This is a genomic window from Zobellella sp. DQSA1 (assembly GCF_041950555.1).
In the GTDB taxonomy this organism is placed as follows: domain Bacteria; phylum Pseudomonadota; class Gammaproteobacteria; order Enterobacterales; family Aeromonadaceae; genus Oceanimonas.
On the sequence record NZ_CP169531.1, the window covers coordinates 322501 to 338221 of the forward strand.

At 58.9% G+C, this 15721-nt stretch carries 13 protein-coding genes, 2 rRNA genes and 1 riboswitch (1 of these 16 cut by a window edge); of the genes, 8 read left to right on the top strand and 7 right to left on the bottom strand.

Going from position 1 to position 15721, the window contains the following annotated elements; genetic code table 11:
• The 3 genes from ACEVBK_RS01615 to ACEVBK_RS01625 all read left to right on the top strand — a co-directional run.
• Positions 1-932, top strand: a 23S ribosomal RNA gene (locus ACEVBK_RS01615); it begins 1958 nt to the left of the window's first position.
• A 123-nt stretch (positions 933-1055) separates the two neighbouring features.
• Positions 1056-1170, top strand: a 5S ribosomal RNA gene (rrf, locus tag ACEVBK_RS01620).
• A 373-nt stretch (positions 1171-1543) separates the two neighbouring features.
• Entirely contained in the window at positions 1544-2923 is a 1380-nt protein-coding gene (locus tag ACEVBK_RS01625) for a PhoH family protein (RefSeq protein ID WP_375056882.1), read from the top strand.
• Here ACEVBK_RS01625 and thiQ read toward each other — a convergent pair.
• Genes thiQ through thiB form a run of 3 tightly spaced genes read right to left on the bottom strand, consistent with a single transcriptional unit; the run spans position 2920 to position 6183 of the window.
• Positions 2920-3615: a thiamine ABC transporter ATP-binding protein gene (thiQ, locus tag ACEVBK_RS01630; protein ID WP_375056883.1), complete on the bottom strand. Its 696-nt coding sequence runs from the start codon at positions 3613-3615 to the stop codon at positions 2920-2922. The two genes, ACEVBK_RS01625 and thiQ, sit on opposite strands and share 4 nt — an antisense overlap.
• The gene (gene thiP, locus ACEVBK_RS01635) at positions 3599-5200 is read right to left on the bottom strand and encodes a thiamine/thiamine pyrophosphate ABC transporter permease (protein WP_375056884.1); all 1602 of its coding nucleotides are present in this window, start codon (positions 5198-5200) and stop codon (positions 3599-3601) included. Before thiP ends, thiQ begins: the two co-directional genes overlap by 17 nt.
• A complete protein-coding gene (gene thiB, locus ACEVBK_RS01640) occupies positions 5200-6183 on the bottom strand; it encodes a thiamine ABC transporter substrate binding subunit (RefSeq protein ID WP_375056885.1) in 984 nt (327 codons plus the stop codon). Before thiB ends, thiP begins: the two co-directional genes overlap by 1 nt.
• Positions 6184-6207: 24 nt before the next feature.
• Positions 6208-6298, bottom strand: a riboswitch (TPP riboswitch).
• A gap of 56 nt (positions 6299-6354) precedes the next feature.
• On the opposite strand from thiB, the gene ACEVBK_RS01645 reads away from it, so the two are divergent.
• Together ACEVBK_RS01645 and ACEVBK_RS01650 are read left to right on the top strand one after the other, a co-directional pair.
• Complete coding sequence (locus ACEVBK_RS01645; RefSeq protein WP_375056886.1) at positions 6355-6645, top strand: PilZ domain-containing protein; 291 nt, start codon at positions 6355-6357, stop codon at positions 6643-6645.
• A 74-nt stretch (positions 6646-6719) separates the two neighbouring features.
• Positions 6720-7145 (top strand): acyl-CoA thioesterase, encoded by a 426-nt coding sequence (locus ACEVBK_RS01650; RefSeq protein WP_375056887.1) that lies wholly within the window; start codon positions 6720-6722, stop codon positions 7143-7145.
• Between the two features lie 32 nt (positions 7146-7177).
• On the opposite strand, the gene leuD is transcribed toward ACEVBK_RS01650, so the two are convergent.
• The 4 genes from leuD to leuA are packed head-to-tail and all read right to left on the bottom strand — an operon-like array spanning position 7178 to position 11853.
• Entirely contained in the window at positions 7178-7777 is a 600-nt protein-coding gene (leuD, locus tag ACEVBK_RS01655) for a 3-isopropylmalate dehydratase small subunit (RefSeq protein ID WP_375056888.1), read from the bottom strand.
• A gap of 10 nt (positions 7778-7787) precedes the next feature.
• Positions 7788-9185 carry a 3-isopropylmalate dehydratase large subunit gene (leuC, locus tag ACEVBK_RS01660; protein WP_375056889.1) on the bottom strand — a complete coding sequence of 466 codons (1398 nt, stop codon included), beginning with the start codon at positions 9183-9185 and terminating at the stop codon, positions 7788-7790.
• Entirely contained in the window at positions 9185-10285 is a 1101-nt protein-coding gene (leuB, locus tag ACEVBK_RS01665) for a 3-isopropylmalate dehydrogenase (protein WP_375058494.1), read from the bottom strand. The genes leuC and leuB overlap by 1 nt, the downstream gene beginning before the upstream one ends.
• Positions 10286-10287: 2 nt before the next feature.
• A complete protein-coding gene (gene leuA, locus ACEVBK_RS01670) occupies positions 10288-11853 on the bottom strand; it encodes a 2-isopropylmalate synthase (RefSeq protein ID WP_375056890.1) in 1566 nt (521 codons plus the stop codon).
• 813 nt (positions 11854-12666) lie between these two features.
• Between leuA and ACEVBK_RS01675 the strand changes: the two genes are divergently transcribed.
• The 3 genes from ACEVBK_RS01675 (at position 12667) to ACEVBK_RS01685 (ending at position 15711) form a co-directional block, all read left to right on the top strand.
• The gene (locus tag ACEVBK_RS01675; protein ID WP_375056891.1) at positions 12667-14385 is read left to right on the top strand and encodes an acetolactate synthase 3 large subunit; all 1719 of its coding nucleotides are present in this window, start codon (positions 12667-12669) and stop codon (positions 14383-14385) included.
• Entirely contained in the window at positions 14385-14879 is a 495-nt protein-coding gene (gene ilvN, locus ACEVBK_RS01680) for an acetolactate synthase small subunit (protein ID WP_202088755.1), read from the top strand. Before ACEVBK_RS01675 ends, ilvN begins: the two co-directional genes overlap by 1 nt.
• Before the next feature lie 112 nt (positions 14880-14991).
• On the top strand, positions 14992-15711 hold the full coding sequence (locus ACEVBK_RS01685; RefSeq protein WP_375056892.1) for a transcriptional regulator: 720 nt from the start codon (positions 14992-14994) through the stop codon (positions 15709-15711).
• The last annotated feature ends 10 nt before the right edge of the window (positions 15712-15721 follow it).

Here is a 15721-nt window from a genome sequence, read left to right on the forward strand (position 1 = left end):
GTGTAACCATGGCCACGCTGTCTCCACCCGAGACTCAGTGAAATTGAATTCGCCGTGAAGATGCGGTGTACCCGCGGCTAGACGGAAAGACCCCGTGAACCTTTACTACAGCTTGGCACTGAACATTGACCCTACATGTGTAGGATAGGTGGGAGGCTGTGAAGCGGTGACGCCAGTTGCCGTGGAGCCGACCTTGAAATACCACCCTTGTATGTTTGATGTTCTAACGTTGCCCCCTTATCGGGGGTGCGGACAGTGCCTGGTGGGTAGTTTGACTGGGGCGGTCTCCTCCCAAAGAGTAACGGAGGAGCACGAAGGTTGGCTAAGTACGGTCGGACATCGTACGGTTAGTGCAATGGCATAAGCCAGCTTAACTGCGAGACGGACAGGTCGAGCAGGTGCGAAAGCAGGTCATAGTGATCCGGTGGTTCTGAATGGAAGGGCCATCGCTCAACGGATAAAAGGTACTCCGGGGATAACAGGCTGATACCGCCCAAGAGTTCATATCGACGGCGGTGTTTGGCACCTCGATGTCGGCTCATCACATCCTGGGGCTGAAGTCGGTCCCAAGGGTATGGCTGTTCGCCATTTAAAGTGGTACGCGAGCTGGGTTCAGAACGTCGTGAGACAGTTCGGTCCCTATCTGCCGTGGGCGTTGGATGATTGAGGGGGGTTGCTCCTAGTACGAGAGGACCGGAGTGAACGAACCGCTGGTGTTCGGGTTGTCATGCCAATGGCACTGCCCGGTAGCTAAGTTCGGAATCGATAACCGCTGAAAGCATCTAAGCGGGAAGCGAGCCCCGAGATGAGTCATCCCAGAGGTCTAGAACCTCCTAAAGGGCCGTTTGAGACTAAGACGTAGATAGGCAGGGTGTGTAAGCGCGGTGACGTGTTGAGCTAACCTGTACTAATGACCCGTGCGGCTTAACCATACAACACCCAAGAAGTGTGAGGCCTTGCAGGTCGAGAACGAATTCATCAGGCAGAGAATTGCTCCTGCATTTTCTGCATTGCCGCCATGCCTGGCGGTGAGCTTTTCCGGATTAAAGTTTATGCCTGGCGGCGATAGCGTTGTGGTCCCACCTGACTCCATGCCGAACTCAGAAGTGAAACGCACCCGCGCCGATGATAGTGTGGCAGCTGCCATGTGAAAGTAGGTCACTGCCAGGCACCCAATTAAAAACCCCGATACTTATGTATCGGGGTTTTTTCGTTTGCGTTCAGGTTAGATTCGTCCTGTTCTCCGGCAGCCAGCAGCGATATCGGCTTCGGATCTGTTTTGGCCTCATTAAAGTCCCTTCTTAACTGTCCGATTACATCTTCCCTAGGGAATCTTTACTGTGTCTCAGATCACAAAAAAATGCTGGCCTAGTCATAGTCCTTATGATTTAGTGAGTTAACCCTCACCGATGATAGCCATCATAAACAATCACTTGCCGAGAGTTATAAAACGTCATAGCGTTAAAGTGTAATAAAGCTGTCATTGCGCGGTGGTTTAACTGAGCAATGATCATGACAAGGGCCAGGCCCGGGGAGAATGCCTATGGACGGCAACGACCGTAAACGCTTTATTCTGGATACCAACGTACTCCTGCACGAACCTCTCTCCATCTATTCCTTCAAGGAACACAACGTCGTTATTCCCATGACGGTGCTCGAGGAGCTGGATCGCATCAAGGACCGGCAAAAAGATGTCAGTCGTGATGCCCGGGTGGCGATTCGAACCTTGGAAGATATCTTCCACGATGCCACCCCGGAGCAAATCCTCGCCGGCGTGCCTCTGGGACTGAAGGATGACGAGGCCTCAGGAACCATTGCCATTATTTCGGACCGGCATTTGCCGGAAGGTTATGCGGTGTTTACCGATGATGAGGCCGACAATCGCATCATCAATACCGCACTCTATCTGCAGAAGCACCATGTGGAGGGCATGGCAGTACTGGTCACCAAGGACATCAACATGCGGCTCAAGGCCAAGGGAGCCGGGCTGCAGCATGTGGAGGATTATCGTTCGGATCAGCTGGTTGACGATATCCGGTTGCTGTCGAAGGGGTTCTACCATGTCGAAGACAGCTTCTGGGACAAGGTGGGCGAGTGCGAAAGTGAAACCCATGGGCGGGAAGTGATCCATACCATTGCCGATGAGCTCTTGCCCTCGGCCCATATCAACCAGTACCTGATCGATGATACGGAGGATTTCGCTGGCCGTGTGCTTACCAAGGCGGATGGCAAGGCCAGGTTTATCGATCTGGGCCGTGAACGGATGATGGGTCGCAAGGCCTGGGGCATACATCCCAAGAACATTTATCAGGCGATGGCACTGGATGCCCTGCTGGATCCCCAAATCGAGCTGGTGATCCTGACCGGTCCCGCCGGTTGCGGCAAGACCCTGCTGGCCATGGCCACCGCCCTGGAGATGACCATCGAGAAGGGTATTTACGACAGGGTTATAGTGACCCGCAATACCCCCGAAATCGCCGAGAGCATCGGTTTTCTCCCCGGTACCGAAGAGGAGAAAATGGCACCCTGGCTGGGAGCCATCACCGATACTCTGGAGGTACTGCACAAGCAAGACGAATGCATGGACGGCTCGCTCAGCTACATCATGGGTAAGGCCAATATCCAGTTCAAGTCGGTCAACTTCATGCGCGGACGCAGCATCCAGAATACCTTTGTGCTGCTGGATGAATGCCAGAACCTGACCGCCTCCCAACTCAAGACCATCATCACCCGCTGTGGTGAAGGCACCAAGCTGGTGTGCTCGGGCAACCTGGCCCAGATTGATTCCAATTACCTGACTCCGGTGACTTCCGGACTGACCTACATCGTGGAGCGCTTCAAGGATTTTGAAGGCAGCGCCAACATTTATCTCAACGGCGTGGTACGCAGCCGGTTGGCTTCCTTCGCCGAAGAAAACCTTTAACGACCCAAATAGGCCTGCAACGCCTGGGCTCGGGGGGCTGACAACAGCCCCCTGTCGCCCTGCTCTATGATGCGGCCGTCGTAAACGAAGGCGATGCGGTCGGCGACCCGGGCTGCCTCATCCGGATGATGGGTAACCAGCAACACCGTCAGTCCGAGTCGGTCGGTCTGTTCCCGCAACAGATCCAGCAGTTCGAAACGCAGAGCCGGGTCCAGGGCTGAGAAGGGTTCATCGAGCAACAGCACCGGTGTCTGGCGCACCAGGCATCGGGCCAGCCCCACCCTCTGTTGTTGTCCCCCCGACAGGCTTGCCGGTTTGCGTTGGAGCAGGGCGTCTATGCCCACCTGCCGGGCGACTTGTTCTACTGCCGCCTGTTGTACTGGTGTCAGTCGCAGGGCGGGGGACAGGCCGATGGCGATATTCTGGTAGACCGTCATATGCCAGAACAGGTTGTTGTCCTGGAACAGGGTGGTCATGGGCCTTTGGGCCGGCGCCAGGGGCAGCAGATCCCGATTGTCGAGGTGCAGCTGTCCCGAGTCAACCCGGGCAAAGCCGGCCACCATGGCCAGCAGGGTCGACTTGCCGGCGCCACTGGGCCCAATCAGGGCGGTGATTTCCCCCGCCTCGGCCCGGAGAGAAAAGCAGAGCTCCTGCTCCGGATAGTGGGAGCGGAGATCATTGAGTTCCAGCATTTTTGCCTCCCAGCACACCTTCGATCAGCATAAAAAGCCCCAGGCTCAGCAGCAGCAGGATCAGCGAGGTGGCCGCCGCTTCCGTCATCTGGTAGTTGCCCAGCTGTTGATACAGCAACCAGGGCAGGGTTTGCAGGTGCTGGCTGCCGAACATGGCGATGGCACTGAGATCGCCCAGCGACAGCATCATCGCCAGGGCCAGGGCCAGGGCGGCCGGTTTGCGCAGCAGGGGCCACTCCAGCTGCCGGAGCCGGTTCAGTCCCCCTATATCGAGGCTGGCACAGAGACGGTCGTACTGGCGGGCATTCCGCTCCATGGGCTGCTGCAGGGCACGCAGCCCATAGGGAAGCGCCATCAGGGCATTGACCAGTAACACCAGCAAGGGGCCCAGGGTAAAGACATCGGCCAGGCCCCGCAGCAGGATAAAAAGCCCGGTGGAGAGCACCACCGCCGGCAGCACCAGTATCACAGAGCCGGTGGCTTCCATCAGTGCTGCTCCCATCTTGTTATGCAGCCTCAGCCTGAGATGGCGGCTGCTGCTCAGCAGGCCCAGGGTGAGCAGCACCGACAGCAGGCCGGCGCCGCCGGCGATGAGGATGGAGCTGAAGGTAGCCTGCCACAGTCGGGGCGAGAACAGGGCCGTCCACAGGCTGGGATTAAGGCCGCTGACGACAATGGCCAGCAAGGGCGGCAGAAAGAGGCCGAGGCAGAGGCTCAGCACCAGCAGATCCCAGAGATAGACGCCTCTCTTGTTCCGGTCCGGTCGGGCGGCCAGGAAGTGCTTCTCCTGTGAATGGAGTGCCGGCCCGGTCAGCCAGTACTGCAGCAGCAGAAAGCCGCTACAGAACAGCAGTTGCAGTAGGGCCAGCATGCCTGCCAGGGGCAGGTCGAAGTCGAAACGCAGGGCCTGATAGATGGCTACCTCCAGCGTGGTAGACCTGGGGCCGCCCCCCAGTGCCATTACGGTGGCGAAGCTGGTAAAGCAGAGCATGAAGATCATGCTGGCCAGGGCGGGCAGGGAACCGCGCATGACCGGCCATTCCAGCCAGCGGAACAGTTGCCAGCCGTTGAAGCCAAGCTGGCTGGCCATCCGCCATTGGCTCTGGGGAATGCTGCCGATGCCCTGCAGCAGGATCCGGGCTGCCAGGGGCATATTGAAAAACACATGGGCCAGCAGGATGCCGGGCAGGCCGTAGAGGTAGCTGACGGACTCCAGGCCGAACAGTCCGAGCAATTGGTTGACCCAGCCCTGGCGACCATGGACGGCGACGATGCCGAACACCACCAGGATCACCGGCAACACCAGAGACAGCCCGAACAGGCGCAGCAGCAGGGTTCGCCCCGGGAAATGGCGACGGGACAGGGTCTGGGCCAGGGGAATGGCCAGCAACAGGCTGAGCAGGGTGGACAGCAAGGCTTGGTAGAAGCTGAACCAGATGACATGGCGGAGATAAGGATCCGCGAACACCAGCCCCGGGGATATCTGGCCACTCTGCAGCAGCAGGGCCCCTATGGGTCCCGCGGTCAGCAACAGTATCCCGAGCAGACTAAGACCGCCCGGCAGCCACCAATACCGGCTCGGCATCAGCGGGTCACGGCAGTCAGCCACTGTCGGAGCCAGCCTTGGCGCTGCTCGGCGACGTCCTCGGCGGTGAAGCTGAGTGCCTGTGCGGGCGTGACCAGGGAATGGAAACCGGCGGGCAGCTCGACATCGATCACCGGATACATCCAGTTGCCGGCGGGAATATGCTGCTGGAAGCCGGGTCCCACCATAAACTGCAGGAAACGCTCGGCCAGCTCTGGTTGCTTACTGGTATTGAGCCTGGCGGCCACCTCAACCTGCAGGTAGTGCCCCTCATCGAAGGCCGCCGCCTGATACTGGGTCTTCTGCTCCGCCTCGATATGGTAGGCGGGGGAAGTGGTGTAGGACAGCACCAGATCCGCTTCGCCCTTGAGGAACATGCCGTAGGACTCGCTCCAGCCCTTGGTGACGGAGACGGTGCGCCTGGCCAGGTTCTGCCAGACTTCGGGGGCCTTGTCGCCATAGAGCTTCTGCACCCACAGCATCAGGCCCTGGCCCGGGGTGCTGGTACGCGGATCCTGGTACAGCAGGGTCAGTTCGGGGCGTTCCAGCAGCTCGGCAAAGCTGGCGGGGGGATGGGCGAGACGCTCAGTGTCGTAGATAAAGGCGAAGTAGCCGTAGTCGAAGGGCAGGAAGACGGAGTCGTTCCAGCCGCCGGGCACCTTGAGCCCCTCGGGAGATTGGCCGTGCTCGGCCAGCAGGCCGGTGTCCTTGGCGGCTTGCAGCAGGTTGTTGTCCAGCCCCAGCACGATGTCGGCCTTGGTGTTGGCGCCTTCGAGTCGTAGCCGGTTAAGGATGGACACGCCATCGTCCAGGGCCACAAACTCGAGATTGCAGTCACATTCCGCCTCGAAGGCTTGTTCGATGGCCGGGCCTGGACCCCAATCAGACGCAAATGAGCTATAGGTATAGATGGTCAGAGTCGGGGTTTGCGCCACGGCCTGGCCGGCGACGATCAGGGACAGGGCAATCAGGGTTTTTTTCACAGGGCCACTCCTTGTGGATAGGGTAAGGCCGAGCGCTCAAATCCCTACGCCGGTACGACCCGGATCAGGTGCACGAGTATGATCTCAGCGGCTGGCCGCACCCCGTTCGAGAATGGTCGCTATTGTAGGACCATTCGTTTTGCTAAACCAGTTCTATAAGGAAGAAGGCCTATGTTACCCGCTCATGAAGAACAACGGCTCTACAGCCGCATGCAACTGGATGCCAAGGTGATCCTGGCCACCACCAAGGAAAGGGTGGAAGCGATTTGCCGTAACCTCAGTGCGGAGGGGCTCCTGATGGAAGTTGCCGCCGGCAAGTGCCAGGTAGGGCAGGAGTGGCGTCTGGTGCTGCCCTCGGCCGATGCTGGCGTGGAGCCCCTGACCGCCACGGCCAGGGTGATCCGGGTGGAAGCCGGCGAACTGACCGATCAGGTGGCCCTGGCGTTGAGTGAAGTCCATTGACGGGGAAATGTTAATTGAATGCTTCCTGGATTGTGGTTAGATTAAAAACTCTAAAGCTTTTCAGGAACATCATCATGCCCAAGGACGAAGCCCGTTTTCCGGTCAGCATCGAGATCCCCGTCGCCTGGGGCGAGATGGACGCGCTCAACCACGTCAACAACGTGGTCTATTTCCGTTATTTCGAAACCGTGCGCATCGAGTACCTGCGCCGTATCGGCATGCTGGAGGTGCTGAGTACGGAGGGGGTGGGACCGGTGCTGGCGGAAACCTCTGCCCGTTATCGCCGCCCGGTGACCTTTCCCGACACCCTGACGGCCCAGGCCCGGGTCAGCCAGCTGGACGAGCACGGCTTTACCATGGAATACCGCATTGTCAGCCAGGCCCTGCAGACGGTAACCACCGAAGGCTCGGCGCGGGTGGTGATGGTGGATTTTGGCAGTGGCCGCAAGTCACCGCTCGGCGAGGAGCTGAAGCAGAGGGTGCTGCAGCTGGAAGGATAAAATAACGCCGGCTCGTGCCGGCGTTGCGGTAATTACAGCCAGCTCGGCTGTTTGGCCTCATAGGTGTCGATCTGATCCGCGTGTTGCAGAGTCAGGCCGATATTGTCCAGGCCATTGAGCAGGCAGTAGCGGCGGAATTCGTCGATCTCGAAGGAGAAGGCGAGCCCGCCGGCACGTACCTGCTGGGCTTCCAGATCCACGGTGATCTCGGCACCCTTGTGACTGTTCACGTACTGGAACAAGGCGTCCACCTGCTCCTCGGTCAGTCGCACCGGCACCATGCCGTTATTGATGGCATTGCCGTAGAAGATGTCGGCGAAGCTCGGCGCTATGACGGCCTTGAGACCGAAGTCGGCCAGGGCCCAGGGTGCGTGCTCGCGGCTGGAGCCGCAACCGAAGTTTTCCCGGGTCAGCAGGATCACCGCCCGGTCGTAGGGCGCCTGGTTCAGCACGAACTCGGGGTTGGGCTGGTTGCCCGCATCGTCCAGAAAACGCGAGTCGTGGAACAGGTGCTTGCCGAAGCCGGATCGGGTCACCTTCTGCAGGAACTGTTTGGGAATGATCTGGTCGGTGTCTACGTTGGCCGCGTCCAGGGGGGCGGCGATACCGGTTAATTGCTTGAATCCGCTCATGGTTTACCCCTTATAAATCCCGGATGTCGACGAAGTGACCGAACACGGCGGCGGCGGCGGCCATGGCCGGGCTCACCAGATGGGTGCGGCCACCGCGGCCCTGGCGGCCTTCGAAGTTGCGGTTGCTGGTGGCGGCACAGCGCTCGCCCGGCTCCAGCCGATCGTTGTTCATGGCCAGACACATGGAGCAGCCGGGGAGGCGCCATTCGAAGCCGGCTTCGATAAAGATCTGGTCCAGTCCTTCCGCTTCGGCCTGGGCCTTTACCTGCTGGGAGCCGGGCACCACCAGCGCCTGTACCCCGGCGGCCACCTTGCGGCCATGGGCGATGGCGGCGGCGGCGCGCAGATCCTCGATACGGCTGTTGGTGCAGGAGCCGATAAATACCTTGTCGATACTGACGTCGGTGAGTTTCTGGCCCGCTTCCAGCGCCATGTATTGCAGCGCCTTGGCGGCGGACTGGCGCTCGATGGCATCGGCAAAGTCTTCCGGTACCGGAATGGTGCCATTCACCGGCATCACCTGGCCCGGGTTGGTACCCCAGGTCACCTGGGGAGCGATCTCGGCGCCATCCAACTCGACCTCGGCGTCGAACTGAGCATCTGCATCGGATTTCAGGGTCTGCCAGTAGGCGACTGCCGCTTCCCACTGCTCGCCCTCGGGGGCGAAGGGTTTGCCCTTGAGGTAGTCGAAGGTGGTCTGGTCCGGAGCTACCAGGCCGGCCTTGGCGCCGAGCTCGATGGCCATGTTGCAGATGGTCATGCGCGCTTCCATCGACAGGGACTCGATCACCTGGCCACAGAATTCCACCACATAGCCGGTGCCGCCGGCGTGGCCGACCTTGCCGATGATGGCCAGCACCACGTCCTTGGCGCTGATACCCGGCTTGAGCGCGCCGTTGACCTGGATTTTCATGGTCCTGGCCCGGCCCTGTTTCAGGGTCTGGGTAGCCATGACGTGTTCCACCTCGGAAGTGCCGATACCGAAGGCCAGGGCACCGAAGGCGCCATGGGTGGCGGTATGGGAGTCGCCGCAGACGATGGTGGTGCCGGGCAGGGTCAGACCCAGCTCGGGGCCGATTACATGCACTATGCCCTGGTACTTGTGGTGCAGGTCATAGAGGGGCACGCCGAACTCTTCACAGTTCCTGGCCAGGGTTTCCATCTGGATGCGGGCCATCTCGCCGGAGGCGGCGATGTCGTTGGTCTGGGTGGAGACGTTGTGGTCCATGGTTGCCCAGGTGCGGTCCGGGCGGCGCAGCTTGCGGCCCTTTTCGCGCAGGCCGTCGAAGGCCTGGGGCGAGGTGACTTCGTGCACCAGGTGGCGGTCGATGTAGAGCAGCGGGGTTTCACCGGCTTCATTGCGCACCAGGTGGGCGTCGAACACTTTCTGATAGAGGGTCTTGGCCATTAGCTTGCTCTCCTGATACGCGCGACTATCTGCTCACCCATTTGACTGGTGCTCTGTACCGGATGTTCGGCATCGGCACTGTAAAGATCGCCGGTGAAGTAACCCGCGGCCAGGGTTTCGCTTACGGCCCGCTCTATGGCCTGGGCGGCATCTTCCTGCTTGAAGCTGTAACGCAGCATCAGGGCGGCCGAGAGGATCTGGGCAATGGGATTGGCGATGTTCTTGCCGGCGATATCCGGGGCGGTGCCGCCGGCCGGCTCATACAGGCCGAAGCCCTTGTCGTTCAGGCTGACCGAGGGCAGCAGGCCCATGGAGCCGGTGATCATCGCCATCTCGTCGGAGATGATGTCGCCGAACAGGTTGGAGCACAGCAGCACGTCAAACTGGGACGGATCCTTGATCAGCTGCATGGTCGCGTTGTCGATGTAGATATGGTTCAGGGTCACGTCCGGGTAATCCTTGGCCACCTCGATAACTACTTCCCGCCACAGGATGGAGGCCTGCAACACGTTGGCCTTGTCCACCGAGGTGACCAGGCCGCGACGGCCGCGGGCCGCCTCGAATGCCAGTCGGGCGATGCGCTCGATTTCGAAGCGGTGATAAACCTCGGTGTCGAACGCCTTCTCTTCGGGGCCCGACCCTTCCCGGCCTTTGGGCTGGCCGAAGTAGATACCGCCGGTCAACTCACGCATGCACAGAATATCGAAGCCGCGGGCGCTGATGTCGGCACGCAGCGGGGAGAAGCCTTCCAGACCCTGGTAGATCCTGGCGGGACGCATATTGCAGAACAGCTTGAAGTGGCCACGCAGGGGCAGCAAGGCGCCGCGCTCGGGTTGCTCATTGGGAGGCAGCTTTTCCCACTTGGGGCCGCCGACCGAGCCGAACAGGATGGCGTCGGCGGCTTCACAGCCGGCCAGGGTCGTCGCCGGCAGCGGAGTGCCGTGGTTGTCGATGGCGATGCCGCCCACGTCATGGTGGGCCAGTTCCAGGCTGAAGTCGAACTCGGCCTGCACCTTGTCCAGTACCTTGAGGGCTTGCGCCATCACTTCGGGGCCGATGCCGTCGCCCGGCAAGACGGCGACCTTGTAGCTTGCACTCATACTCACACTGTCTCCATACGAATTTTCTTTTGGATTTCTTCTTTCTTCTCGGCCACCTGCTCGGCGCGGTAGATGCTGTTGATCACGTGTATCAGCGCCTGGGCGGAGGACTCGACGATATCGGTGGCCAGGCCCATGCCGTGGAACTTGCGGCCCTTGTATTCGGCGACGATGTCTACCTGGCCAAGGGCGTCTTTGCCTTCGCCCTTGCTCTTGAGCTCGTACTTGTCGATGCGGATGTCGTAGCCGGTGACGCGATTGATGCACTGGTATACCGCATCCACCGGGCCGTTACCGACGGCGGCCTCGTCGACGGTTTCGCCCCCCACCAGCATGCGTACGCTGGCGGTGGACATCACGTTGCTGCCGGACTGTACGCTCAGGTACTTGAGCTTGAATTGTTCCGGTTCTTCGTGGATCTGGCTGAAGAACACCAGGGCTTCGAGATCGTAGTCGAACACCCGGCCCTTGCGGTCCGCCAGGGCAAGGAAGCTCTGGTACAGGCTGTCGAGATCATAGTCCTGCTCGGTATAGCCCATCTCGCTCATGCGGTGTTTGATCACGTGGCGGCCGGAGCGGGAAGTCAGGTTGAGATGGTTGGTGGGCAGGCCGATGCTCTCGGGGGTGATGATCTCGTAAGTGTTCTTGTTCTTCAGCACGCCGTCCTGGTGAATGCCGGAGGAGTGGGCGAAGGCGTTGGCACCGACGATGGCCTTGTTGGGTTGTACCGGCATGTTGCACAGGTTGCGCACCAGCTGGCTGGTCCGGTAGATTTCCTGATGCCTGATGTTGGTGTGTACCCCGAGCAGCTCACCCCGGGTCTTCATGACCATGGCCACTTCTTCCAGCGAGCAGTTGCCGGCCCGCTCACCGATGCCGTTGATGGTACATTCGATCTGGCGGGCACCCTGCTGCACCGCGGCGATGGAGTTGGCCACCGACATGCCGAGGTCGTCGTGGCAGTGCACCGAGATCACCGCCTGGTCGATATTGGGCACCCGGTTGAACAGGGTCTGGATGATGCCCCCGAACTCGCTCGGCACCGTATAACCCACGGTGTCGGGAATATTGACGGTACGGGCGCCAGCCTTGATGACTGCTTCGACCATGCGGCACAGGTTGTCGATGGGGGTGCGGCCGGCGTCTTCACAGGAAAACTCCACATCGTCCGTATAGCCACGAGCGTGTTTGACCGCGGCGACACTCATTTCCACCACGGAGTCGAAATCCTTGCGCAGTTTACTCTGCACATGGATGTCGGAGGTGGAGATAAAGGTGTGGATACGGAACTGGTCCGCCACCCGCAGGGCTTCACCGGCGGCGTCGATATCGGCCTTGAGGGCGCGGGACAGGGCACAGACCCGGCTGTTCTTGATATGGCGGGCGATGGTTTGGACCGACTCGAAGTCACCGGGGGAAGAAATGGGGAAACCCACTTCCATCACGTCCACCCCGAGCCGCTCCAGAGCCAGGGCGATCTGCAGTTTTTCTTTGACCGTCAGGCTGGCGGAAAGCGCCTGTTCGCCGTCCCGTAAGGTGGTATCGAATATAATGACTTGGCTCGACATGTCGCTTCCCCTCTGTTTATCCGTGCCACCCGCGACAGATATAAAAAACCCGTGCGGATGGCACGGGTTTTAACTTGAATATGTGGATGATGAATTCCAGCTACGCCTAACCCGTGCGCTTGTGCACCTCTAGAGTTAGTAGTAGTAGCTGAATGTGCTTTTGCATATCACTCATCACCGAAAGAAGAATCCGTTAACAACGCTATACCAATAACGGGAATCTGCAGCAGTGTCAATGTTTTGAAGTGCTTTCATGGTGGGGTGTCCGTGGTTTTAATGACTTCTTATTGTCTTTGTTGTGGTGTCATATGTTGATTTTCAATTTAATATTAATTTTTTGCTCTTTTTTTATGGTGTTATTTCGACTAAACCAATGATTGCCTTTTGTCGCTTTTTTTATGGTCGTGACCGTCATGACCGCATCACCGGTGTCGGAGGGCGTAGTGCCGGTGCTCTATATCGCGTTTCGGGAGGAATGCCGGAAGGATGGGCTGGCCGGATGCGGGAGTGGCGGTGGTCTGCCTGTAAGGCCGAAACTGGCCCCCTTTGACCCGTGCGGAATATGCTATAAAGGTGCTGCCAGACGGCTCAACGCAAGCTTTGTATAAAGCCATAGACAAGCGATTTAAAGCAGGTTAAGGTGATTTTTCATCCCTTTTCTGCTTATTTGTAGCCTATCTGGCAGAAGTGTTTGTTTTATAAAGATAAAAAGCTGCTCGCTTTGTCATATTGTGATATCCCGGCCGGGCCAGGCTGTAAATATCGATAGGGGAGAGCGGTAACGTGAACGGAGCAGAGCCTGGAGGGCTTATCATGGAGATGTTATCAGGCGCGGAAATGGTAGTGCGAGCGCTGGAAGACCAGGGGATCGAACATATCTTCGGTTATCCCGGCGGCTCAGTACTTGATATCTATGACGCCTTATTCGAAAACAGTAAAATTGAGCACGTGCTGGTACGCCATGAGCAGGCCGCCGTGCACATGGCCGATGGTTATACCCGTGCCACCGGCAAAGTCGGCACCGTGCTGGTCACCTCGGGCCCGGGAGCGACCAACTGCATCACCGGTATTGCGACCGCCTATATGGACTCCATCCCCATGGTCATCCTGTCCGGCCAGGTGCCAACCAACTACATCGGTGATGATGCCTTCCAGGAAACCGACATGATCGGTATTTCCCGGCCTATCGTGAAACACAGCTTCCTGTGCAAAAAGGCTACCGATATTCCGTTGGCCATCAAGAAAGCCTACTACATAGCGGCGACCGGTCGTCCCGGACCGGTGGTGGTCGACCTGCCGAAAGACGTGCAGAATCCGAGAGAGAAACACCCTTACGCTTACCCCAGTTCGGTGGACATGCGCTCCTACAACCCGACCGGGGTCGGCCATAAAGGCCAGATCAAGAAGGCCATGAAGGCACTGGCCGAAGCCAAGCGCCCGGTCATGTATGTCGGTGGTGGTGCCGTCACCGCCGAAGCCAGTGCCCTGGTGGTGCAGCTGGCCGAGCTGTTCAACCTGCCGGTCACCAATACCCTGATGGGCCTCGGCAGCATGCCCGGTACCCATAAGCAGTTTGTTGGTATGCTCGGTATGCATGGTACTTACGAAGCCAACAAGACCATGCATAACTCGGATCTGATCCTGGCCATCGGTGCTCGTTTCGACGATCGAGTGACCAACAACGTGGCCAAGTTCTGCCCCCATGCCACCATAGTGCATGTGGACGTGGATCCCACTTCCATTTCCAAGACCATCCAGGCCCACATTCCCATCGTCGGCTCGGCCGACACGGTGCTGGCGCAGATGCTGGATGCCATTCGCGAGCTGGGGCTCAAAACCGACAGCCAGGCCATGAGCGACTGGTGGACGCAGATCGAACAGTGGCGTGCCCGCGATTGCCTGCGCTATGAGAAGAGCGACAAGTACATCAAGCCCCAGCAGGTGATCGAGGCGGTATACCGCATCACCAAGGGCGAGGCCATGGTCAGTTCGGACGTGGGCCAGCACCAGATGTTCGCCGCCCTCTACTATCCTTTCGACAAGCCGCGCCAGTGGATCAACTCCGGTGGTCTCGGCACTATGGGTTTCGGTCTGCCGGCGGCCATGGGGGCCAAGATGGCGCGGCCGGATGCGATTTCCGTCTGTGTGACCGGTGACGGCTCCATCCAGATGAATATCCAGGAACTCTCCACCTGCATGCAGTACAACATTCCGGTGAAGATCATTTCCATGAACAACCAGGCCCTGGGCATGGTGAAGCAATGGCAGAAGATGTTCTATGAAGGGCGGCAGAGCCACTCCTACATGGACTCCTTGCCCGACTTCGTCAAGCTGGCCGAGGCCTATGGCCATGTGGGCATGCGGGTGACCGATCCGGCCGAGCTGGATGCGGCGCTGGAGAAATGTTTCTCCCTCACCGACAAGCTGGTGTTTATGGATATCCAGATCGACCCGGAAGAGCATGTCTACCCCATGCAGATCAAGACCGGCGCCATGGATGAAATGTGGTTAAGCAAAACGGAGAGAACCTGATGCGGCGTATTATATCCTTGTTGCTGGAGAACGAATCCGGGGCCCTGAGCCGGGTGGTGGGGCTGTTCTCCCAGCGGGCTTACAATATCGAGACCCTGACGGTGGCGCCCACCGAGGATCCCACTCTGTCACGCATGACCATCGTCACCATGGGCGACGACAGGGTTATCGAGCAGATCACCAAGCAGTTGAATAAACTGGTGGACGTGCTCAAGGTGAGCGACCTGACCGACGGTGATCATATCGAGCGGGAAATCGTGCTGGTCAAGGTGCGTGCCGACGGTGCCAACCGGGACGAAGTGAAGCGTACCGCCGATATCTTCCGCGGCCAGATCGTCGATGTGACGCCTCACCTCTATACGGTGCAACTGGTAGGCACCAGCGACAAGCTGGATGCATTTATTCGCAACATGAGCGACACCACCGAAGTGGTGGAGGTGGTGCGTAGCGGAGTCTGCGGCGTGTCCCGCGGTGAAAAATCGCTGCGGGCCTGAAGGATAAACAGGGAAACCGCCTGCGGGCGGTTTTTTTATACCCTTCAAAAAAAGTTGACATCTGGCATCATCGGTTGAAAATCGGAGCGAGACATCCGGTAGGGAGCCAGAAATGCCAGCGGAAACGGGGACAGCGCGTTCCCTCAAAAAAAGTGCCACCAAGCGAGTATTCAGCCAGCAGGATCGACAATTGCTGGCCGGTTATGCGGGCATGGTGGATGGGCTGGCCGACATGTTTGGCAAGCACTGTGAGGTGGTGTTGCACTCGTTGGAAGATTTGGAGTGCTCGGTGGTCAAGATTGCCAACGGTTTCAATACCGGGCGTACTCAGGGCGCGCCCATTACCGATCTGGCACTGCGTCTGCTGCCAGAACTGGAGCAGCAGGGGGTAGACCACAGCCCGGCGTATTTTACCCAAAGCCGGCAAGGTTCCCCGATGAAATCCTCGACGCTGGCACTGCGTAACCTTCAGGGCGATATCATCGGCCTGCTGTGTATCAATCTGCACCTGGGTGCGCCTTTTCATGAATTTATGGCCGATTTCTTACCCAAGGTGCCCGAGTTGACGGAAGTCTCGCCGGAGAACTTCAGCAACAATGTGGAAGAACTGGTGACCCTGACGGTGGAACGGACCATCGAGGAAATCAATGCCGACCCGGATGTGGCCAACAACGCCAAGAACAAGCAGATCGTCACCACTCTCTATGAGAAAGGCATTTTCGACATCAAGGACGCCATTGCCATGGTGTCGGACAAACTGAATATATCCAAACACACCGTCTATCTTTATATACGGCAAAAAAAACGCGATGACGAAGAACCCATCGCCTAACCAGGAGTAC

Excerpts from the sequence above, each read along its gene's own strand:
- ACEVBK_RS01625 (WP_375056882.1), top strand. The coding sequence starts at position 1,544 with ATGGACGGCAACGACCGTAAACGCTTTATTCTGGATACCAACGTACTC.
- thiQ (WP_375056883.1), bottom strand. The coding sequence starts at position 3,615 with ATGCTGGAACTCAATGATCTCCGCTCCCACTATCCGGAGCAGGAGCTC.
- thiP (WP_375056884.1), bottom strand. The coding sequence starts at position 5,200 with ATGCCGAGCCGGTATTGGTGGCTGCCGGGCGGTCTTAGTCTGCTCGGG.
- ACEVBK_RS01645 (WP_375056886.1), top strand. The coding sequence starts at position 6,355 with ATGTTACCCGCTCATGAAGAACAACGGCTCTACAGCCGCATGCAACTG.
- ACEVBK_RS01650 (WP_375056887.1), top strand. The coding sequence starts at position 6,720 with ATGCCCAAGGACGAAGCCCGTTTTCCGGTCAGCATCGAGATCCCCGTC.
- leuD (WP_375056888.1), bottom strand. The coding sequence starts at position 7,777 with ATGAGCGGATTCAAGCAATTAACCGGTATCGCCGCCCCCCTGGACGCG.
- leuC (WP_375056889.1), bottom strand. The coding sequence starts at position 9,185 with ATGGCCAAGACCCTCTATCAGAAAGTGTTCGACGCCCACCTGGTGCGC.
- leuB (WP_375058494.1), bottom strand. The coding sequence starts at position 10,285 with ATGAGTGCAAGCTACAAGGTCGCCGTCTTGCCGGGCGACGGCATCGGC.
- leuA (WP_375056890.1), bottom strand. The coding sequence starts at position 11,853 with ATGTCGAGCCAAGTCATTATATTCGATACCACCTTACGGGACGGCGAA.
- ACEVBK_RS01675 (WP_375056891.1), top strand. The coding sequence starts at position 12,667 with ATGGAGATGTTATCAGGCGCGGAAATGGTAGTGCGAGCGCTGGAAGAC.
- ilvN (WP_202088755.1), top strand. The coding sequence starts at position 14,385 with ATGCGGCGTATTATATCCTTGTTGCTGGAGAACGAATCCGGGGCCCTG.
- ACEVBK_RS01685 (WP_375056892.1), top strand. The coding sequence starts at position 14,992 with ATGCCAGCGGAAACGGGGACAGCGCGTTCCCTCAAAAAAAGTGCCACC.